This is a genomic window from Armatimonas sp., assembly GCF_031410135.1.
In the GTDB taxonomy this organism is placed as follows: Bacteria; Armatimonadota; Armatimonadia; order Armatimonadales; family Armatimonadaceae; genus Armatimonas.
Window position 1 is genome coordinate 1 of sequence record NZ_JANNYP010000035.1, and the last position, 19,974, is coordinate 19,974.

The following is a 19,974-nucleotide window of genomic DNA, read 5'->3' on the forward strand; positions in this document are numbered from 1 at the left end:
ATGATGCCTGGTACTACCGTCATCTACTTGCACAATACCCCACTCTCGATACAGTTCTTCCAGGTGCGAGTCTCTCCACCGCGCAGTTCGCCGATGGCACCTTCCAGCGAGCCTTTTTCCGTCAAGCGCTCACCGAGGGCCGCGCGGTGCTCTTAGTCCGCGACATGCGCTTTGCTCGCCGCAAGGTTCTCAATACAAGCCTCCGTGAAGTCGCTGCGGAGCTCGAAAGTGCTCCGTGGGGCGTTACGGAGCGCCTCTATCTTCCTGGCACTCGCCCTGACTCACCGGCACTCCTCGCCGCAAATCTCCCGCTCTGGGAAAAGTTCCAGACGAGGAGCTTGCTCACCGGCTGGGGCGAGCGCGACCCTCTCCAGCGGCATATTTTCCTGCGCTATGTTGAGGCCTTTCAGGCACTAGATAAGCTTGCCAAAGAGACCGGGCATCCCGAAGCCATCTCACCCATCGAAAAATGCCTATCCGAAGAGTGAGATATGTTATACTGGCGGCGGAGGATAACCAAAAGAATGAAGCGATCCCAGCTTTTTCGCCAGGGCCTCGCGCTGACCGCACTGGTCTCGCTGTTTTCCCTGGCATCGTGTAAAGATCAGGCGGCGACGCCTACGCCCGGCGGCGACGCCTCGGCACCGGTTGCAAAGGCTCCTGAGGGCGGCGGAAGCAGTGCCTTTGACGCACCGCGCAAGGCAGACGGCAAGCTATCGGTGGCCATGATTACCAACAATAGCGCAGACTTCTGGACTGCGGCTCAAAAAGGGCTGGATGCGGCGCAGGCGGAGCTAAAAGACTGCGAGACCTCGCGTATGGCACCCGGTGGCCAAAAACCCACCCACGCCGACCAGAAGAAGACCTTTGAGGACGCGGTCGCGAAGAACCCTGATGGAATCGCCGTGACCCCTATTGATGGCAAGGAGTTCGCCTCGGTCATTGACGATGCGATTGCGAAGAACATCCCTGTGATCTGCTTCGACTCGGATAGCGAGACCAGTAAGCGCCTGGCGTATCTGGGCACCAACAACTACGAAGCAGGCAAGGCCGCCGGTGAGGCCGCGCTCAAGCTCCTGCCCAACGGCGGAAACTTTGTCGCCTTCGTGGGTAATATGTCTGCACAGAACGCCATTGACCGCTACAAAGGCTTTACGGATGCCACCAAGGGCAAGATCACGATGCTCCAGGAGCCGTTCCAGGATCAAGCGGATCCCCTCAAGGCGCAGAGCAATGTCCAAGATGCTATCGCCAAATACGGTGATAAGATCAACGGTTTTCTCGGTATCTGGGCCTACGACGGCCCCGCGATCTTGAATGCTGTCGAGAGCGCCAAGCTGCTCGGTAAAGTGAAGATCATCACCTTCGATGGTGCTCCTGAAACCCTGACAGGTCTGGAAGCCAAGAAAGTGGATGCCGCGGTCATTCAGAAGCCCTACGAGTTCGGTCGCCTCTCCGCCAAGCTACTCTACCTCATCAACCGCAAGGGCACCAAGGCTGCGATTGAGGAGCTAAGGCCCGAGCTGGAGAAGGCTGGAATGAAAGTGGACGGCAACAAGATCGATACCGGCGTGACCACGGTCACCCCGGAGAACGTCGCCCCGTTTGTCGAGAACATGAAGAAGCTCGGCCTCAAGTCCACGTAAGTTTCAAACTTCCCACAGGGGAGGTTATTTCACAAAGGCTGTGCGTCGCTGGACGCATGGCCTTTTGATTTTCTAAAGTGTATGATGCATTGATTTTTGCGTCAGATAGGAACGAACAAGAGTGGCGGTACAGGATACGGGAAAACAGTCAGGGCCGGGCATTGTGGCTCGGCTGCTCAAGTCGCGGGAGCTGAGCGTGGTAGCGGTGCTGGCCTTGCTCTGCCTCGGAATGGCATTTACAGAGCAGCGTGCCAACTTCTTTGGGCCACTCAACATGACCAATATTGTCCAGCAAGTGGCACTTCTCTCCCTCTTTGCCATTGGCGAGACGATTGTGATCATCACCAGCGGCATTGATCTGTCTCTGGGCTCGATTATCGCCTTTGCGGGAATGCTCGTGGCGCTCTTTGTCACCAAGTTCTCGGTCGGGCTGGTCGCAGGCCCCGCCGCGCTGCTCGCCATTCTGATTACCTTGCTCTGCGCTCTAGCTATCGGCCTGCTCCACGCGACTCTCATCCACAAGCTTAAGCTCCCGCCGTTTGTGGTGACACTCGCTGCGCTCTTGGTCTTGCGTAGCCAGTCACTGATCGTCAACAAGCAGCTCCCGATCTCTCTTAGTGACTACCCGCTCATCACCGATCTCTCCAAGGGCTGGCCACTCTGGACGATGCTCGTCGTGGTGGCCGTCGTGGTGCATATTCTGCTCACCCGCACCCGGATCGGGCGCTATCTCTACGCCTTGGGCGGCAACGAGCAAGCGACTCGGCTCTCGGGGGTGAATATCTTTAAGATCAAGCTCTTCGCCTACGGAGTCAGTGCACTGCTCGGCGGCCTGGCGGGAATCCTCTGGGCGGGCTACGGACGGCAGGGCAACCCGCAGCTGGGCCAGGGCTACGAGCTGGACGCCGTCGCGGCGGCTGTGGTCGGAGGCGCGAGCCTGACGGGCGGGCGCGGCTCGGTGCCGGGGACGATCTTGGGCGCAACGCTGGTCATCACGATTCTCTCCGCCATCAACTTCACGTTCTCCAACCCAGATATCTGGCGCGGCACTGTGGTCGGCTGCGTGCTCCTTTTCGCGGTTCTTGTCACTGCACTCCAACAAAAAGGCGGCCACGAATAATGCTCCTCAAGATGGAGGGAATCCAGAAGTCCTTTCCCGGCGTCTTGGCGATTCGTGAGGGACGGTTGGAGCTGGAGGCGGGCGAGATCCACGCGCTGCTCGGGGAGAACGGCGCGGGCAAGTCCACGCTCCTCAAAGTGCTCTCCGGCGCCCACCAGCCCGATGCGGGGACGATTCACCTCAACGGCGAGCAGGTCGCCATTGCCGGGCCGCGTGATGCCACGGAGCGCGGGATTGCGGTGATTTATCAAGAGTTCAATCTTATTCCGCAGCTCTCGGTGGCGGAGAATTTGTTTCTGGGGCGCGAGAAGACCAAGGGCGGCTTTATCACCCGCGCCGACGAAAACACAGCCGCGCAGGGGATTTTAAAGCGCCTCGCCGCGCCGTTTGACGCCACCACGCCTGTCGGGGAGCTGACGGTGGCCGAGCAGCAGCTGGTCGAGATCGCCAAGGCGCTCTCCCAGAACGCAAAAATCTTGGTCATGGACGAGCCCACGGCGGCACTCTCGGGCCGTGAAGTGGACGCGCTCTTTGCCATTGTCCGCGACCTCAAGGCCCAGGGAATCGGGATTGTCTATGACTCGCACCGCCTTGACGAGATCTTCCAGCTCTGTGACACCGCAACCGTGATGCGCGACGGTCAGTGGATCGCCACCAAGCCTGTCTCGGAGTGGACACGTCCGAAGCTGATCGAGTCTATGGTGGGCCGCGCCCTCTCCGCCGAGTTCCCGCCGCGTGATCCCGAGCAAAAAATCGGCGAGCCTCGGCTGGTAGTGAAGAACCTGACGCGAGGCAAAGCCGTCCAAGGTGTCTCCTTTGAGCTGCGACGCGGCGAGATCCTCGGGCTCGCGGGCCTCGTGGGCGCGGGCCGAACCGAAGTCGCTCGTTTACTCTTCGGAGCCGACGTAAAAGACGGCGGTGAGGTGATTTTAGACGGCAAGACACTCCCCCTGCGCTCGCCGCAAGAGGCCGTCAAAGCGGGAATCTGCCTGCTCACCGAGGATAGAAAGCGCCAGGGCCTGGTGCTCGATCTAGCGCTACGCAACAACTTCGGCCTGCCGAACTTAGAGAAGCTCGGGAAGCTGGGCTTTATAGACGGCAGTAAAGAGCGCGAGGCGTTTGGCGGCTATGTCGAGAGCCTGCTGATCAAAACCCCGCACCAGGAGCAGCTCGCGCGCAACCTCTCCGGCGGCAACCAGCAGAAAGTCGTGCTCGCTAAGTGGCTCCAGGCCAACTCTGAGATCCTGATCTTCGACGAGCCCACACGCGGCGTGGATGTCGGGGCCAAGTACGAGATCTATGTGCTCATGCGCAAGCTCGCCACCCAGGGAAAAGCGATCCTGATGATCTCCTCCGAGCTACCCGAAGTGCTGGGCATGAGTGACCGAATCCTCGTGATGCGCGGCGGCAAGATCACCGGCGAGATCGAAGACGCCACCAAGGCCACGCAAGAAGACGTCCTGCACCTCGCCGTGGAGTAGTCCCGCCCGTTAGAGGGGCGGGACAATCGCCAGTGCGCTCCGTGGTAGCATAGACACGTGCCAACCCCCACCGCTTTCTCTGCTCTACGCCACCGCAACTACAAGCTTTTCTTTTCGGGGCAGGCGATCTCGCTGATCGGCTCGTGGATGCAGATGACGGCGCAGGGGTGGCTGGTGGCACTGCTGGCGGGGAGTGAGAAAGAGGCGAGTGCCGCTCAAGGCTGGGTGATGACACTTGGCTCGCTCCCGATGCTACTCGGGGCATTCTATGGCGGCTGGTTTGCGGATCGGTTCTCCAAGCACAAGATCGTCCTATGGGCGCAGGTGGCTCAGGGGGCGCTGGCCTTGATCATGGCGGCCCTAGTCTACGCCGATCAGGTGCGCCTCTGGCACGTAGCGATCTTTGCGGTCTTGCTGGGGATCACCAATGTCTTTGATATTCCGGCGCGGCAGTCGTTTATTGTCGAGCTCGTGGGCAAAGAGGATCTCCACAATGCGATTGGTCTGAACTCGTCGCTCTTTAATGCCGCGCGCGTGCTCGGGCCTGCGCTGGCGGGCTTTCTGATTGCGGATAAGCAACGCGCGATGGCTCCGTGTTTTCTGGCTAACGGCCTGTCGTATATCGCCGTCATTATCGGGCTCTGCCTGATGCGCGGCGACTTCGCGCCCAGAGCCACGGGGAAAGAGTCGCCGCTCAAGGGGGTAAGTGTTGCCTTTGCCTATCTCAAGCAGCACCCCCCGATTGTGGCGATGATGGCGATTCTGGCGAGCTTCTCGATCTTTATGACCGGCGACTGGATTCTTCTGCCCGCTCTGGCAAGGTACACACTGGGGGCCAATGCGGCGCACTACAGCCAGCTCATGAGTGCGCGTGGTGTTGGAGCGCTACTCGGTGCGATTCTCTGCACCCTGCTCTCGTCGTCGCCGCTCAAGGGCAGGATAGTCACGATTGGCGCGGTGCTCTACCCGCTTTTCTCGCTGGGAACTGCGCTCTGTCATCGGCTAGAGCTGGCGTTTCTCCTTGCCCCGCTCTCGTCGTTTTGCATGATCTGTGTCTTTGCGACCAGCAATAGCCTGATTCAAGCCTCGGTACCGGATGCGCTCCGAGGACGTGTGATGGGGGTTCATGCGTTTTTGATGATGGGGCTCACGCCCTTTGGGAGCGCGTGGGCGGGGGTGGTGGCATCACACACGGACGCGGCCTATGCCATGGCGCTTGGTGCAAGCCTCGCCGCTGCCAGTGCCTTGCTCGCTGTGATTCTCTCCCCGGGCCTGCGCCGCGCCAAGCAGACCCTAGACGCCCCCCTTCGCGAAGCCGGAGGGGGTGGCTGAGTTCCACGAAGCCGGGGGAGGCTTTACCGATTCGGTTGGCTGAAGCCCTCGGGCATCTCTTCGAGGGGAATGACGAGATCTTGCTCGGTACCGTCGCGCCAGAGTGTGAGCTTCAGCACCTCCCCGACCGCATGACTGGCAATGATCTTGCGGAGCCCCTCGCTATCCTCAAGCAGCTTTCCGTCGGCGGTGCGTAGAATGTCCCACTCCACGATGCCGCTCTTTTGAGCGGGCGAGCCTTGCACCACTGCGGCTCCGTTGTTGGCATGCACCAGCACGCCTTTATTGTCGGGAGGCAGGACAAGATTCCCCGGCAGAGCACTTCGTTCAACTTCGGAAAGTGGGGTGTAGACCACGCCAAGATAGGGCCGGAGCATCTTGCCGTTCTCGATCAGCTGCGCGGCGATCTTGCGGGCGGTGTTGATCGGAATCGCGAACCCGATCCCAGCGGCAGCTCCCGTCGTGGTGGCAATGGCGGTGTTGATCCCGATCACGCGCCCTTCGCCATCGGCGAGGGCTCCCCCAGAGTTGCCAGGGTTGATCGAGGCATCGGTCTGGATGACGCGCTCCACGGCGGTGCTGTCTTGGTGTGGGTACTGACGGTTCAGAGCGGAGATAATCCCCAGGGTGACCGTGGAGTTAAAGCCCAGGGGACTGCCCACCGCGATTGCCCAGTCGCCTACCCGAAGCGTGTCCGAGTCGCCCAGTAGCGCCGGAGTGAGTGTCTTTGCCCCTAGGAGCTTGATCACCGCAAGGTCGCTGGCCTGATCCCCCCCGATCACGGTCACCGAGAAGCGGCGACCATCGGCAAGCGTCACCTGGCACTTCGCGGTCGGCTGGCTAATCAGCGGGGAGATGACATGATAGTTCGTCAGGACATAGCCCTCCGCCGAGAGAATAATCCCCGAACCGGAGCCTTCAAAGCGCCGCTCTTCCGTGCGAAACTGCCCGAAGAACCCGCGCCCGGGGACGCTCTCATGCCCCTCAACCTCAATGCTTACCACCGCCGGAGCAACGCAGGCTGCCGCATCGGCAACCGACGGTAACCCGGAGAAAGCGTGCCCACCACTGCTTGGGGGACTTTTAGCCAAGGCCTGCGAGAGTGCCTGACGTCCAGGCGGCAGAGTTGCCTCGCGCCCGACGTTTGGTCGGCCTTGCGCCAGATAGAGAATCAGCGCACAGGCCGCAAACCCCGTCACAAACGTCGCCCCGTAGGAAAGCGCCGTTTTCATCTTAGACGCCCTGACTACTCTTTCCGGGCCTCGGGCTCTTCAATTCCTTCTTTAAACTCACGCGTTGCCTGCCCTAACCCCTTAAAGAGCTGAGGGAGCTTTGGGGCTGCAAAGAACAACACAACCACCAGAACGACCACCAGCCACATGCTGGGCGATGTCCAATACGCAAACGATAGCATTTTGATTTCCTCTAGTCTTTCATTTTATCGCGTGTTCCATAGTGCTTGAAAATTTTCAACTAAAACTTAGTAAAGCTATATTCTCTCCGCACCAATCATCCTTGTCATGAACGCACTGCTTCAGAAGATTCAAGCCCCCACCAAGCGGCTCTGGGCCGCGCTGGCTGCCCGACAAAATATCGGCTTCTTCGTCCGCTCACAAGAAGTCCAGGTTCCACACTACGGCAGCGCACAAGTATGCTTGCCCGAAGGCATGGATCTACGTGTCAGCGGACAGGGCCTACACAATCAGCCTGCTCGCCTTACACTCAGCACTTCAGGAGAAGCCTTTCTGCATCTAGAAAATGCCACGATTTTACTCGGTGCCCTTGCACAGCAGTCTGTTGAAACCGGCGAGATGATCACGGGCCTACGGCTTCGCGGGGCGGTACGTTTCCCCAAACACGGCATTGTGCTCATGGTGCCTGATCGTGAGGATCTTCCGTATCTCCTCCAGGTTCTCGCTCCCCGTGCACCTGCCAGCTCCCGCAACCAGCGCTACCATACCGCCCTCGTCGCCTGATCGACAGCGGTAAAATCGTCACACCTGAGAAAAATATGGCAGAGAATACGTTTTTTTCGCTATGTAGCTGGTAGACTTGACAGTAGCAGTTTTCAGGTCCGTTCTTAAAATCTAGATTAACTAACTATAGGATAAAAGTGAGTACAACAGACTCTCCCACTCCATACGACCCCAACTCATTCGAGCGGCCTTCGGTCACCGTTGATGTGGTCGCCTTCACGGCTCGTGAGCGCAAGCTTCACGTTTTGCTCATCAAGCGCGGGGTCTGGCCTTTTGAAGGCCACTGGGCCCTACCCGGTGGCTTTGTTCAGATGTCCGAGGGACTCGACGCGGCTGCCCATCGTGAGCTGGCGGAGGAGACAGGTATCGCCGGTGCTGAGTTCTTAGAGCAGCTCTACACGTTCGGCAACGTAGACCGTGATCCCCGAACCCGTGTGATCTCTGTGGCCTACTACGCGCTTCTTCCTGAGCCCAGCATCGCGCCTCGTGCAGGCACCGATGCCGCGGAGGCGCAGTGGTGGCCTGCCGATGCGCTGCCCCCGCTGGCTTTTGACCACGCTGAGATCGTCAAAACCGCACTAGACCGCCTGCGTGCCAAGCTGGGCTACACCAGTGTCGCCTACGCCTTGCTCGCCCCCGAGTTCACACTCACCGAGCTCCAGACGGTCTACGAGATTATTCTGGGCCGCGAGCTGGACAAGCGTAACTTCCGCAAGAAGATGCTCTCCACCGAGCTACTGGAGGGCCTAGAGAAGCAGCGCCGTGGTGGTGCCCACCGTCCCGCACAGCTCTTTAGCTTCACCAAGCGCGAACCCGTCTTTTTGGATTAGAGCTCTCCTCCCCTAGCCCCCGTTGGACGGGGGCTAGGGGGTTGTTCTTTAGCAAAACTTCGTGTATAAACGACAAGTAAATTATGGCAATCTACTTTTACCGTATCAGTGAAGTGCCCTACGGGGTCTTCTCCAACTTCTCAGCGCACCCCTTCACGCTTGACGGACAGCTCTGGCCGACTAGTGAGCACTACTTCCAGGCGCAAAAGTTTGTGGGATTCTCTGAGCACCAAGATGAGATCCGGCTCGCCGCTAGTCCGATGGAAGCCGCCGAGAAAGGCCGCGAGCGCCACCGTCCCCTCCGAGACGACTGGAACGCCGTCCGCGACGACGCCATGCGCCGCGCCCTTGCCGCTAAGTTCGTCGCTCACCCCGAGCTGACCGAACTTTTGCTGGCAACCGGCGACGAGATTCTCATCGAGAAGACAACCAATGACTACTACTGGGGCTGCGGCACCGAAGGCACAGGCAAGAACCGACTGGGCGAGATTCTCATGGAAACCCGCGAGGGCTACCAGACAGAGTAGTCGCCCCATGGAATGGGGCGTCAACAGTGGCGTTCCGCCGCAAAGCCCGTGCCGGGCTACAAAATTTCGCCCCCCTTCGCGAAGCCGGAGGGGGATGGCGAGGAACGAGCCAGGGGGAGGCCAGCCCGGAACGGGCTTCGCGGCACGCAGTGCCATTGCAGACGCCGGTTTCCAACCGGCGGCGAAGGAGAAGAAAAATGACGACAACGCTTTACCGGCCTGTGGGACAGGCAGAGCTTAACCTGATCGCTACAAGTGGCTTCCGGGCCTTTCCGCCACGCCTGCCCCAACAGCCCATCTTCTACCCCGTCACCAGCGAGAGCTATGCCATCCAGATCGCACGCGACTGGAACACCAAAGACGCCGCCTCGGGCTTCGTCGGCTATGTCACTCGCTTCAGCGTTTCGACGGAGTTTCTAAGCCGCTATGAACTCAAGACCGTCGGTGCAATCGGTAGCCACGACGAGTACTGGATTCCCGCCGAGGAGTTGGACGCCTTCAACACCGCGCTGATCGGAGAGATCGAAGTGATCGGAGAGTTCCATCCGTGAGCGAGTTAGTCTCGTTCTCAGTACCGCTTACCTTGGCGCAAACAGAGTATCTGGTGGCCAGCGCCTACACACAGCTTCCTCCACTGAATGGAGAACCCTATTACGGGTTTCTTGATCGGGAAGAGGCTGCACGGCAGGCACAAGCCATGGCTGATTGCTACGGAGCAGCGTTTCTCTGGCACGAGTCGCTGGAGACGATTCACAAGCACGAACCTGTTTTCTCCTTCCAGAACCCCGATGATGTCTGTGCCTTTCCGCTCGGCTCCGATCCCTGTTTCTCGGACTCGCTGACCCGCTACCGAGGAGCCGATTTTCCCTTTCGGCAAGTCAGCTTTCTTGAGACAGAGGAGGCAGTGCGGCGAGCTTGGACGGTGCGGGAGCCACTCGGCGAGGCTCTGGCGGATGCCCTAGACACAGCTGGCTTCTTCCGCTTCGATCTAATCTACCCGTCCGCAACAGACTGGTATGATCCGACCGCCATCTTTGCCTGGGAGCGTCTGTACAACGGCCTTGCGCGTTGTTGCCGTTTGGACGATGAGAACGCAAGTGAGCAGGGCTTTCCTTATGTCTGGAGTTGTGCCCAACCGTTACTTGTTCGCCTAGAAAACGCTCCGGTCTTTCGGTATGCAGCTTGGACAAATCAAGACGAAGATTCCTATGTGGTTTGTCTGGACGAAATAGAATACACGGTTTTTCACCGAAGTGAGCTGGGAGAACACAATCCACGTTGGATCTACTGGGCATTTGAGACAGAGCGGCTGGTGCGGGTTCTCGACTTAGCACTTCAAGCGCGTGGCATCCCAGAGCGTTGTTATCTAGAAGGCGGCGGAAACGATAGCCGCATGCTTTTCCTCACAGATGAACAAACGGAAATTCTTATCAGTAGTTGTTATTTAGAAAGGTAAAACCATGACAGCAATCGAACGTGCGCGGCTTTCTCTGGACGGGCTTTCCGTCGGGGATGGGTTTGGGGAGGGCTATTTCTCCAATCCCAACGTGGTCGAGGGGCTGATTGCGCAGCGGGCGCTTCCTGGTGCGCCTTGGCGCTGGACGGATGATGCGCAGATGGCGATTTCGATTGTCGCTGTGCTGGAAAAGTACGGCGAGATCAACCAGGACGTGCTGGCGCTTCAGTTTGGTGAGCGCTACGAGCCGGGGCGTGGCTATGGCCCAGCGATGCATGATCTCATGCGCCAGTATCGGGTGGGTGGGAAGTGGACAAAGCTCGCCGCCGCGATGTTCGACGGGCAAGGCAGCTTTGGCAATGGCTCCGCGATGCGGGTTGCGCCGCTCGGGGCGTTCTTCGCCGACGATCTGGAAAAAACGAAGGCAGAGGCGGAGAAAAGTGCAGTGGTGACACATGCAAGTACAGAAGGGATAGCGGGCGCGATTGCCGTGGCTATCGCGGCTGCGGTTGCCTGGCAAACACGAGGACAAGAGATCTCACGAAGCGAGTTTCTCGAGGCGATTGTGCCACACGTCCCCGATAGCCTGGTGCGGGCAGGGATTGTAAAAGCAATTCGCTTGGAGGCTCGGCACGTTATCACAGCTGTCGCGGCGCTGGGCAATGGAACGGGCATTTCGTGCCAGGACACCGTGCCGTTTTGCCTCTGGTGCGCAGGAACGCATCTGGATAGCTACGAAGAGGCGCTCTGGCTGACGGTGGCGGGCCTCGGTGACCGCGACACCACCTGCGCGATAGTCGGCGGGATTGTCAGTGTTCGCGCTTCCATTCCCGCTGAGTGGCTCGCTGCCCGTGAGCCACTCGATGGCAAGATGACCGACTGGGACTGAACCCATCCCCCAGCCCCTTCCCTCTACGAAGGAAGGGGAGAGGGAAGGTACTCGATACGGGCGCTATAGCCGGGGCGGATGAGGTGGAAGCGGTTGTACCACCAGCCCTTAAGGTTCTCAATCTCCCCGACGCGGGTCACGGGGCCGGGCTGAGGGACGAGGCCGTAGGTGTAGAACTGGCCGTTATCAATCTTGTAGGTCAGCCGGTCGCGCTCGGTCATGCAGCCCGCAGGCGACTCGCTGTAGATCACCAGAACCCCGGGCGTGCTATCGTCGTAGCTGGTGAAGCGCCGATCCATTCCCCAGCGGTTGAGCGCAATCCGCCAGCCCTCACGCGTCAGATCCGCCCAGCCGACATCGAGATCGTCTAAGTCCACGCCAAAGCCTCGGGGGAGCTTCTCACTCTCCCACTTTGCCTGCTCCGCTTCCAGTTCGGACTCACTCCAGAGCCGCGCCAACCCACGCTCGATAAGTGCTTCAAGGGCGTGGCTCACTTGCTCCTCGGAAAGCTGGCCGCGCTGAAGAGGAAGCGGCGGATCGTTTCGGGCGTCGTCCAGCAAGACAATCGGCTCACGGGGGCCAGAGTCGTAGAGGTGCCAGAGAACGGCAAGCTCGGGGTCGGTTAGTTCCATCGCGTAAAATCTTCTTCCGTTAGCCGGTACACACGCCAGTCATCAAGATGGTGGGCACCGCGTTTTTCGTAGAACCCCTGCGCCAGCGTGTTCCAGTCGAGACACGTCCATTCCAGCCGCCCACAGCCTAGGCGCTTGGCCTCGCGCACCTGGAAGTCAAAGAGAGCACTCCCTGCGCCTTTGGAGCGTGCCTCAGGGCGGACAAAAAAGTCTTCGAGATAGAGCGTGGGCTTTGCCAGAAAAGTCGAGTAGGTGAAGAAGGTAATCGTGTAGCCCAGCGGCTCCGGGTTATTTTCCTCAAAAGCGAGGTGCACAAAGAAGCGCGGCGGCTGGCAATCAAAGGCATCGACAACGAGGCGCTCTTTGGCAGCTTCGGTGGGGCCAGAGAGTGCTTCGTAGTCGGCCAGCGCCTGGATGAGAGCGAGAAACTCTGAAGCATCAGCGCGGGTGGCGAGTCGAACAGAGAGGGATACAGAGCGAGGCATGGTTCACTATTGTACCTGTCCTTGACAAATTCTTAAAAACGGTAAATAATCCACCAAGGAGCAAGACTATGAAGAAAGCAGATGCTTCACGCCCTGGACTCAGCCTGCCCGTGCGGCTCGGAGTTTTAGCGTTGATCACAGGTAGTGGTGTATTGGGTGTCGCCGCCGTTTTAGCAAAGCAAAATGGCACCGATGTCATTTCGTCTCTGTCCACACTGGACTTTACCAAAGCCTACAACAAAGAGAATCTCAACTACTCTCTCGCCGATGCGAAGCTCAGGTTCGGGGATAGAAAGGGAGCCGCAGCCCTCGTGAAGACCCTGCCCTTTACGGATGGGGAAGAGAGACTGAGCTACAAAGAGCTGCGCCAGAAGCTGGTCGGGGCGCAGATTGCGGCCCAGGAGTTTACTGAGGCGCTGCGCAGTGCGCAAGACGATCAGACACTCCAAACCGAGGTTCTGACGGCGCAGAGCCAGCGCCAGGGACTAGATGCCACTCTTCGCAACGCCGCCTCGCTTTCCGAGCCCGCTCGCTCCACGGCGCTCACGCGGGTCGCAGTTCAGTACGCAGGACTCGGCGATACGGAAAACTGCGAGCGTCTCGTCGGACAGATCACCCCGACACTCCATGGAGGGATCTTCAGTAGTTTGGTCTCGGCCTACTACAAAGGCGGCAAGCTCGATGCCGCTATTGGTGCACTCAAGCGCATCACCGATAAAAACCTACAGAGCTCTGCCCTCTCCCAGCTTGGCTCATCGTGCTTGCTTAACAAAGATGGTATTGGGGTGCGCCGTGTCTTGGAAGAAATGCCCGCAGAGGCAAGCCAACGTCAAACGATCAAGACAGGCACAACCGGCACTGTCACCACCCGGATCATCCACGCACAACGCTACCAGCTTCTGCAGAATGTCACCTGCCTTTCTCCCTCAGAGACCTTGGAGCTGATCCAGCGCTACGCGTACCCCGACGAGCTCCCAGAGCTACTGCGGGCAGTCTGCTCAGCGGCCCGGATCAAACAAGATACCAAGACCACCCAGGCAGCTCTTGCCCTGCTACGCTTGCAGACCTCTGAAGAGGGCAAAAAAGCCTATGACCAAGAAGTACAGCAGCTTTTCTACAGCAATCAGGAGCCTCTGTCTACGCTTCTGCCGTTGGCACAGACCATTCACAGCGATCAGGTGCGCAGCTCCGCACTCCAAAACCTTGGCTACCGCACCAACACTGCCGATGAGTTCAAGCCGATCCTAGCACTTCTGCAAAAGTATCCCGACGAAAACTCGCGCCGTGCTTTAGCCAACCTTAAAGCACGGGCCGCCGGGTATGCCAGTCCGTTTGCTGTTCATATGCGTGGGCGACTTTAAAGAGCAACTCCTCAGAGAACGAGGGGCCGAGGAGCTGCATACCGACCGGTAGGCCGTGCGTGTCAAAGCCACAGCACTGCGAGAGCGCGGGAATCCCGGCAAGGTTGGCCGAGAGTGTGCAGATGTCCGAGAGCTTCATCGCGAGGGGGTCGTCGGTCTTCTCCCCGATCCCGAAGGCCGTGGTCGGTGCCGTGGGGGTGATGAGCACGTCGAAGTTTTGGAACGCGTCTTCGAAGTCTTTCTGGATCAGCGTCCGGACTTGCTGAGCTTTCAAATAAAACGCATCGTAGTAGCCTGCTGAGAGTGCGTAGGTGCCAATCAGAATGCGCCGCTTGACTTCATCGCCAAAGCCTTCTTCGCGGGTCTTCTCGAAGAGATCAATGTGACTGGTCGCTTTTTGCGTTCGGTGGCCATAGCGCACGCCATCGTAGCGGGCGAGGTTCGAAGAGGCTTCGGCGGGGGCGACGATGTAGTAGGCGGGGAGCGTGTACTCGGTGTGGGGCAGTGAGCACTCCCCGACTTCGGCACCGAGGCCACGCAGTACGCCAATGGCGCTCTGGACCAGAATCCGAATCTCAGGCACGATCCCGGCGGCGAAGTACTCCGTAGGCACCCCAATGCGCAGGCCCTTAATATCCCCAGTAAGCGCTTTCGTGTAGTCGGGAACGGCTTGTGGAACGCTAGTCGAGTCGTGCGGATCGTGGCCGGAGAGGACGTTCATCACCAGGGCAGCGTCTTCGATGTTTTTAGCAAACGGCCCAATCTGATCCAGCGACGACGCAAACGCGACTAAGCCGTAGCGGCTCACCCGGCCATACGTGGGCTTGACTCCCACCACGCCACAGAAGCTCGCGGGCTGGCGGATCGAGCCACCGGTATCCGAGCCGAGCGAGAGGGGCGCAAAGTCCGCCGCGACGGCTGCCGCACTCCCCCCCGACGAGCCACCAGGCACTTTCGAGAGGTTCCACGGGTTGTGCGTGAGCTTCAGCGCGGAGTTCTCGGTGGACGAGCCCATCGCAAACTCGTCTAAGTTGGTCTTGCCAATCGTAATCGCCCCAGCAGCCTGGAGTTTCTTTACCACCGTGGCATCATACGGCGGCACAAAGCCTTTTAAAATCTTGCTGGCGCACGTCGTCTCGACGCCCACCGTGCACATATTGTCTTTGAGCGCGACCGGAACGCCCGCCAGTGGGCCGGGGTCTTCGCCTGCTGCTATTTTCGCGTCCACGGCATCGGCCTGCGCGAGCGCTTGCCCGGTCATCACGGTTAGAAACGCCCCGACGGACTCGTCGTGTGTGGCAATTCGCGCCAGAAATGCCTCGGTCACCGCGCGGGCCGTCACTTCTTTTGCCTTCACTTTTGCGGCAATCGCGCTTGCCGTGAGATGTACCAGCTCCATTATCTAGTCTCCTGCCAGCACTTGCGGGACGATAAAGCCGCTCATGATCTCATCCGTGTGCGCCGTGAGCCTCAGCACCTCCGCCTGCGAGAGTGAGGGAGTGATCTCATCCTCGCGCAGAAGCGCTTTGACGGGCACCGCGTGGCTCGTGGGCTCGACACCCGTCGTGTCGAGCTGTTGCAGCCGTGCAAACTGGTCAAGAAGGTCGTTGAGCTGGGGGGTAATCGTCGCAATTTCGTCGTCTGCGAGGGCAAGGCGGGCCAGCGTCCCTACCTTACGGACATCTTCCGTGGTCAAGGCCATGCGGATATTATACCGCCCCAGAATTCGTGAACCAAAACCCGATTTCCGTTGTCTTTAAGAGTGCTATGAAAACGCTCGCCCTTGCCCTCACAATTCCTGCGGTTCTGGTCGTCGCCACGATCGCACAGCCGCATAAGATTAACGCCCCGCTGGTCGGTGCAAAGCTGCCTGATTTTCGCACGAAAACCGTGGACGGCAAGGAGTTTCACTTCTATGGCCTCGCCGGGAAAAAAGCCGTTGTATTCTACGTGATGGGGGCCGACTGCCCGATTGCCAAGCTCTCTCTGCCGAAGCTGGCGGCGCTGGCCAAGAAGTACGAGGCCAAGAGCGTGGCTTTTGTCGCGGTGAATCCCAATGGCAGTGAGACCGATGCGCAGAGCCTCGCGGCGGCAAAAGCGGCGGGTGTGACGTTTCCGGTTCTTCCCGATCGCGAGCAGAAGTTCGTGGACTACGTGAAAGCCACTCGCACTTGTGAGGCGTTTGTGGTGGATGGGCAAGCCACGCTGCGCTACCGGGGCAGTGTGGACGATCAGTACGGCCTCGGGAGCCGCAAGCCCAAGGCGAGCAAGACCTACCTCACCGATGCACTGGATGCGCTTCTGGCAGGCAAGCCCGTCGCTGTCACCAGCACGGCTGATGTTCCAGGTTGCCTCATTGACCGAAATCAGCCAGCCTCCCCCGCCCCCACAAGTGGGGGAGCCAGAGGTGAGGGTGAGCCAGAGCCGATTCCGGCGCTTGTCTTGCCGGAAGTGGGAAGCGTGAGCTACTCGGAGCATGTTGCGCCGATCCTCCAAGAAAAGTGTGAGAGCTGCCACCGTCCTGGGCAAGTGGGGCCGTTTCCACTCCAGAGCTATGCCAATGCCAAGCGCTGGAGCGCGATGATCGGGGAGACGGTCACTAATAGCCGCATGCCCCCTTGGCACGCCGACCCGCGCCACGGCAACTTCGTCAATGATCGTAGCCTGAGCGCCAAAGAGAAGGCCACCGTGCTGGCCTGGATCAAGCAAGGCACTCCTGAGGGCGATTCGAAGAAGCTCCCCGCCCCTAAGACATTTGCGTCGGACTGGAATATCGGCAAGCCCGATATGGTGCTGAAGATGGACAAGCCCTTCACCGTTCAAGCAACCGGGGTGATGCCCTACAAGTGGTTCCGCGTCCCGACAGGCTTCACGGAGGACAAGTGGGTTCAAGCCGCTGAGGTTAAGCCCGGAGCGCGGAGCGTCATTCACCATGTCCTGGTGTTCCTAGACGACAAGCGCGGCGGTGTCCCCAACGGCCTAGATGGCTTTGTTGCGGAGTATGTGCCCGGTGAGAGTCCTATGGTATTCCCTGAGGGGATCGCCAAGAAAGTCCCGAAAGGCACGGATCTCATGTTCCAGGTGCACTACACTCCCAATGGCACGGAGCAAAAAGACCTGAGTGAGCTCGGGCTTATCTTCGCCAAGGAGCCTCCCAAAGAGGTAGTGGACACAATTGGGATTCTCAGCCTGAACTTGAGGATTCCGCCTGGTGCAGAGAGCTATAAGTCCTCGCGTAGCTTGACGGTCCCGGTGAGTTCCACGATCTACTCCTACTCGCCGCACATGCACGTCCGTGGCAAGGCGTTTCGGATAAGCGCCACCTACCCGGATGGAAAAGAGGAGACGCTGCTCTCGGTGCCCAAGTACGACTTCAACTGGCAGACGCGCTACATGCTCAAAGAGCCCAAGAAAGTCCCGTCCGGAACGAAGATTCTGATAGAGGCCTGGTACGACAACTCGTCCAAGAACCCGCACAACCCCGATCCCACGAAGCTCGTTACCTGGGGTGAGCAGACCTTTGAAGAGATGATGATTGGCTTTATTGATGTTGTCTCCGAGGGAAATAAAACACAGCAGCTTCGGATGCAGAACCTGCTCGGGGGCTTTGGCCAGAGGCGGCGTAACCCAGCCCCCTGACCCCCGCAAGCGGGGGAAATAAAAGGAAAACCCCGCATTTCTCCCCCATTTATGGGGGCGGGGGGCCGGTTAGGATATAGTAAAAACCACCCATGCCTGATGACGTAACGCGCGGCCAGCGCCTAGAGCGCCTCAAGTTTATTGAGCGCTTGGTTCTGATTCCTATCCTCCTTCTCGCTGTCGGGGCATATTTCTGCTTTGGCCGGGCGCAAGTGGTCGGTGTCTCGATGTTTCCCACACTGAAGCCAGGGCAAAAGGTGACAATACTTAAGGCGTGGCAGCGTTTCTCCCCCCTCCGGGAGGGCGATGTGATTGTCATTGGGGTTCGTGTGGGCATGAAAAACCGCGATGAAGATGTCGTAAAGCGGGTGATCTTTATCCAGAACGCCACAGGCACTCGTCAATGGCCTGCCACGATTACCACACCTGCTGGCACGTTCCCCACCGCAGCCCTCTTTCGGGGGGGGGTGGTCAATCTCACCACGCCCAAGGGCATCTATGTCCTAGGCGACAATATCAACAACTCCACCGACTCCCGCGATTTTGGTGCGGTCTCAGAGTCGGAGATTATCGGAAAGGTCTTGCGTTGAGCATAGAGGCAATCTTAACAACAGATATTAAAGGGCTAATAAAGCTCGGTCAGGGAAAAGTGCGCGATCTCTATGCCGTGGGCGAGGATAAGCTGCTTCTCGTGGCATCAGATCGCATCTCGGCCTTTGACGTAGTGATGGCGCAGGGCATTCCGGGCAAGGGGCGCATTCTGACGCAGCTCTCCGTGTTCTGGTTCGGGATCACGCAGAGCGTCATCGCCAACCATCTCATCACCGCCGACGACTCAGAAATCGCCGAGGCACTCGCAACAGTCGGTGGCATCTGGGACGAGACACTGGCGGGCCGGGCGATGCTTTGCAAGCGCACGCGCCCGCTCAAAATAGAGGCCGTGATCCGAGGCTATCTCTCTGGCTCGGGCTGGAAAGCCTACAAAACCGACGGCCCCAACCTCTGGGGCAACCCGCTTCCCGCTGGCCTCGTCGAGTCCGACCGGCTCCCCAGACCAATCTTCACCCCCAGCACCAAGGCAGACGCGGGACACGACGAGCCCATGACACCTACGGAGGCCAAAGCGCTCCTCGGAGAGCACTACGATGCTGTGGTCAATGCCGCGCAGGGGCTCTACGGCTTTGCTCTTGCCCACGCCGAGAAGCGCGGCATTATCCTCGCCGATACCAAGTTCGAGTTTGGGCTAAACGAAAACAACGAGGTGATCTTGATCGACGAAGCCCTCACCCCCGATTCGTCGCGCTTCTGGCCCGCCGACACCTACCAGCCCGGCGGTGCCCAGCCCAGCTTCGATAAGCAGTTTCTCCGCGACTTTTTAGAGTCCGTGCCTGGCTGGAACAAGCAAGCCCCGCCGCCCGACCTGCCCGCCGAGATCATCGCCAAGACCGCCGAAAAGTACGAAGAAGCCTGGCGACGGCTCACGGAGTAGCCAGATAGTCCCGCGCTACCTCGCGCACCCGACCTTCCGTGTCGTGCTCCGCGAGGTGGCGCATCAGTGGCTCCATTTTTTCCACCTTGCGCCTCTTCACAGAACCAAGAGCCAGGATCGCTGCGACCGTAAAGCCCGCCTTCATCCACGGAAGCCGCTCCAGTTTATCCACCGTCACGCGCTGCTCGATAGCCTTTTCTAAAAACGCCCAGCACGGTTCGGGCAGGCGCTCCAGCTCCGTCGTGCTCAAAAACGGCAACACATCCGCGATGCGGCGGGTCAGTGTTGCCTCTAGCTCCGTCTCCTCGCGGGTTTGATCGCTGTTGAGCTGGCTTAAAACCTGAATCAACATCGCCACACTCTCCCCTGAGCGCGTCTGCAACCCCGTCTCCCGTAGTAGCTCCGCCAGCTTGTACCAGCGCAACGAATACACCATAAAAAGGGCATCGCGAGAAGGCCCCTTCTTGCGATCCGCCCAGCCCACTGCCAGGGCGCCCGCAATACCCTCAGGAGCAAGGAACGCTAAGGGCAGACCACAGAGAATCAGAAGGAGTACGGTTCCCCAACTAGCGTTGCGAAACGGATGCATGAGCCAACGCCGTTTTTGAGTGCGCCGGTCTTTCCGTGTCTGCTCTAGAAATTGCTCTGCTAGCAAGGACAGTGCAATGTCCGTATCTACATCTTCCAGCAGGGTTGGTTTTTCGTCGAGCTTGAGCTGCGCCACCAGGCGCTTTCTCAGCCACTCACGATCTGAGTCGCGTGTACGCTTGCGCTGCATGACTACTCCCAGTAGTAGCACCAATCGTCAAAGCGCTCTAACGTAACACCGTTGTCATCGTGTTCAAGATACATACCACTTGAGGCATAGCAAAAAACATTTGGGTGTGACTCATTTTGGTTGAAGGAGTTGGGGGTGGCAATTTCAGGCATAATGTCTGTACCACAAAAATAACGCCAGGAGACTGCCATGACCCCCAACTCCCAAGAAATTGTACAACAGATCAAAGACACATTCGAAGAAATCATCACCTTCGTAACACAGAATCAGCTAGACCCACCCTCAATCTATCAGGCAGAGAAACACTTACTCGCCAGCCTTCTCAGTCTGGGA

At 59.0% G+C, this 19,974-nt stretch carries 23 protein-coding genes; 15 read left to right on the forward strand and 8 right to left on the reverse strand.

What is annotated here, in order from left to right; translation table 11 throughout:
* The 5 genes from RMO15_RS01215 to RMO15_RS01235 form a co-directional block, all read left to right on the forward strand.
* A partial coding sequence (locus tag RMO15_RS01215) for a hypothetical protein (RefSeq protein ID WP_309707100.1) occupies window positions 1-488 on the forward strand: 488 nt, incomplete at its 5' end.
* Between the two features lie 36 nt (window positions 489-524).
* Entirely contained in the window at window positions 525-1,646 is a 1,122-nt protein-coding gene (locus RMO15_RS01220) for a substrate-binding domain-containing protein (protein ID WP_309707102.1), read from the forward strand.
* A gap of 121 nt (window positions 1,647-1,767) precedes the next feature.
* The gene (locus RMO15_RS01225) at window positions 1,768-2,766 is read left to right on the forward strand and encodes an ABC transporter permease (protein ID WP_309707104.1); all 999 of its coding nucleotides are present in this window, start codon (window positions 1,768-1,770) and stop codon (window positions 2,764-2,766) included.
* Window positions 2,766-4,247, forward strand: coding sequence for a sugar ABC transporter ATP-binding protein (locus RMO15_RS01230; protein ID WP_309707105.1), 1,482 nt, complete (start codon window positions 2,766-2,768; stop codon window positions 4,245-4,247). Before RMO15_RS01225 ends, RMO15_RS01230 begins: the two co-directional genes overlap by 1 nt.
* 57 nt (window positions 4,248-4,304) lie before the next feature.
* A complete protein-coding gene (locus RMO15_RS01235) occupies window positions 4,305-5,579 on the forward strand; it encodes an MFS transporter (RefSeq protein WP_309707107.1) in 1,275 nt (424 codons plus the stop codon).
* A gap of 23 nt (window positions 5,580-5,602) precedes the next feature.
* Here RMO15_RS01235 and RMO15_RS01240 read toward each other — a convergent pair whose 3' ends face one another.
* Both RMO15_RS01240 and RMO15_RS01245 read right to left on the reverse strand, forming a co-directional pair.
* Complete coding sequence (locus RMO15_RS01240) at window positions 5,603-6,811, reverse strand: trypsin-like peptidase domain-containing protein (RefSeq protein WP_309707108.1); 1,209 nt, start codon at window positions 6,809-6,811, stop codon at window positions 5,603-5,605.
* 14 nt (window positions 6,812-6,825) lie between these two features.
* A complete protein-coding gene (locus tag RMO15_RS01245) occupies window positions 6,826-6,993 on the reverse strand; it encodes a twin-arginine translocase TatA/TatE family subunit (RefSeq protein WP_309707110.1) in 168 nt (55 codons plus the stop codon).
* 106 nt (window positions 6,994-7,099) lie between these two features.
* On the opposite strand from RMO15_RS01245, the gene RMO15_RS01250 reads away from it, so the two are divergent.
* The 6 genes from RMO15_RS01250 to RMO15_RS01275 all read left to right on the forward strand — a co-directional run bounded on the left by RMO15_RS01250 (window position 7,100) and on the right by RMO15_RS01275 (window position 11,257).
* Entirely contained in the window at window positions 7,100-7,555 is a 456-nt protein-coding gene (locus tag RMO15_RS01250) for a hypothetical protein (protein WP_309707111.1), read from the forward strand.
* A 137-nt stretch (window positions 7,556-7,692) separates the two neighbouring features.
* A complete protein-coding gene (locus RMO15_RS01255) occupies window positions 7,693-8,385 on the forward strand; it encodes an NUDIX domain-containing protein (RefSeq protein WP_309707113.1) in 693 nt (230 codons plus the stop codon).
* 83 nt (window positions 8,386-8,468) lie between these two features.
* Window positions 8,469-8,912, forward strand: coding sequence for an NADAR family protein (locus tag RMO15_RS01260; protein ID WP_309707115.1), 444 nt, complete (start codon window positions 8,469-8,471; stop codon window positions 8,910-8,912).
* A 197-nt stretch (window positions 8,913-9,109) separates the two neighbouring features.
* Complete coding sequence (locus RMO15_RS01265) at window positions 9,110-9,463, forward strand: hypothetical protein (RefSeq protein WP_309707117.1); 354 nt, start codon at window positions 9,110-9,112, stop codon at window positions 9,461-9,463.
* Window positions 9,460-10,368, forward strand: coding sequence for a hypothetical protein (locus RMO15_RS01270; protein WP_309707119.1), 909 nt, complete (start codon window positions 9,460-9,462; stop codon window positions 10,366-10,368). Before RMO15_RS01265 ends, RMO15_RS01270 begins: the two co-directional genes overlap by 4 nt.
* A gap of 4 nt (window positions 10,369-10,372) precedes the next feature.
* Window positions 10,373-11,257 carry an ADP-ribosylglycohydrolase family protein gene (locus RMO15_RS01275; RefSeq protein ID WP_309707120.1) on the forward strand — a complete coding sequence of 295 codons (885 nt, stop codon included), beginning with the start codon at window positions 10,373-10,375 and terminating at the stop codon, window positions 11,255-11,257.
* Between the two features lie 23 nt (window positions 11,258-11,280).
* On the opposite strand, the gene RMO15_RS01280 is transcribed toward RMO15_RS01275, so the two are convergent.
* Window positions 11,281-11,889 carry a hypothetical protein gene (locus RMO15_RS01280; protein WP_309707122.1) on the reverse strand — a complete coding sequence of 203 codons (609 nt, stop codon included), beginning with the start codon at window positions 11,887-11,889 and terminating at the stop codon, window positions 11,281-11,283.
* Window positions 11,880-12,374, reverse strand: a complete 495-nt coding sequence (locus RMO15_RS01285; RefSeq protein ID WP_309707123.1) for a GNAT family N-acetyltransferase — start codon at window positions 12,372-12,374, stop codon at window positions 11,880-11,882. The genes RMO15_RS01280 and RMO15_RS01285 overlap by 10 nt, the downstream gene beginning before the upstream one ends.
* Window positions 12,375-12,442: 68 nt before the next feature.
* On the opposite strand from RMO15_RS01285, the gene RMO15_RS01290 reads away from it, so the two are divergent.
* The gene (locus tag RMO15_RS01290) at window positions 12,443-13,735 is read left to right on the forward strand and encodes a hypothetical protein (protein ID WP_309707124.1); all 1,293 of its coding nucleotides are present in this window, start codon (window positions 12,443-12,445) and stop codon (window positions 13,733-13,735) included.
* On the opposite strand, the gene gatA is transcribed toward RMO15_RS01290, so the two are convergent.
* Window positions 13,674-15,134 carry an Asp-tRNA(Asn)/Glu-tRNA(Gln) amidotransferase subunit GatA gene (gatA, locus tag RMO15_RS01295; RefSeq protein ID WP_309707125.1) on the reverse strand — a complete coding sequence of 487 codons (1,461 nt, stop codon included), beginning with the start codon at window positions 15,132-15,134 and terminating at the stop codon, window positions 13,674-13,676. The genes RMO15_RS01290 and gatA overlap by 62 nt on opposite strands.
* Before the next feature lie 3 nt (window positions 15,135-15,137).
* Window positions 15,138-15,437: an Asp-tRNA(Asn)/Glu-tRNA(Gln) amidotransferase subunit GatC gene (gene gatC / locus RMO15_RS01300; protein WP_309707127.1), complete on the reverse strand. Its 300-nt coding sequence runs from the start codon at window positions 15,435-15,437 to the stop codon at window positions 15,138-15,140.
* Between the two features lie 65 nt (window positions 15,438-15,502).
* On the opposite strand from gatC, the gene RMO15_RS01305 reads away from it, so the two are divergent.
* From RMO15_RS01305 to RMO15_RS01315, 3 genes are all read left to right on the forward strand, one after another.
* A complete protein-coding gene (locus tag RMO15_RS01305; RefSeq protein ID WP_309707129.1) occupies window positions 15,503-17,374 on the forward strand; it encodes a redoxin family protein in 1,872 nt (623 codons plus the stop codon).
* A 92-nt stretch (window positions 17,375-17,466) separates the two neighbouring features.
* Window positions 17,467-17,964, forward strand: coding sequence for a S26 family signal peptidase (locus RMO15_RS01310; RefSeq protein WP_309707131.1), 498 nt, complete (start codon window positions 17,467-17,469; stop codon window positions 17,962-17,964).
* Entirely contained in the window at window positions 17,961-18,863 is a 903-nt protein-coding gene (locus tag RMO15_RS01315; protein WP_309707133.1) for a phosphoribosylaminoimidazolesuccinocarboxamide synthase, read from the forward strand. Before RMO15_RS01310 ends, RMO15_RS01315 begins: the two co-directional genes overlap by 4 nt.
* Here the strand turns inward: RMO15_RS01315 and RMO15_RS01320 are convergent.
* Both RMO15_RS01320 and RMO15_RS01325 read right to left on the reverse strand, forming a co-directional pair.
* On the reverse strand, window positions 18,853-19,641 hold the full coding sequence (locus tag RMO15_RS01320) for a hypothetical protein (RefSeq protein WP_309707135.1): 789 nt from the start codon (window positions 19,639-19,641) through the stop codon (window positions 18,853-18,855). The genes RMO15_RS01315 and RMO15_RS01320 overlap by 11 nt on opposite strands.
* A 2-nt stretch (window positions 19,642-19,643) precedes the next feature.
* Window positions 19,644-19,832, reverse strand: a complete 189-nt coding sequence (locus tag RMO15_RS01325; RefSeq protein WP_309707137.1) for a hypothetical protein — start codon at window positions 19,830-19,832, stop codon at window positions 19,644-19,646.
* Window positions 19,833-19,974 lie beyond the last annotated feature (142 nt).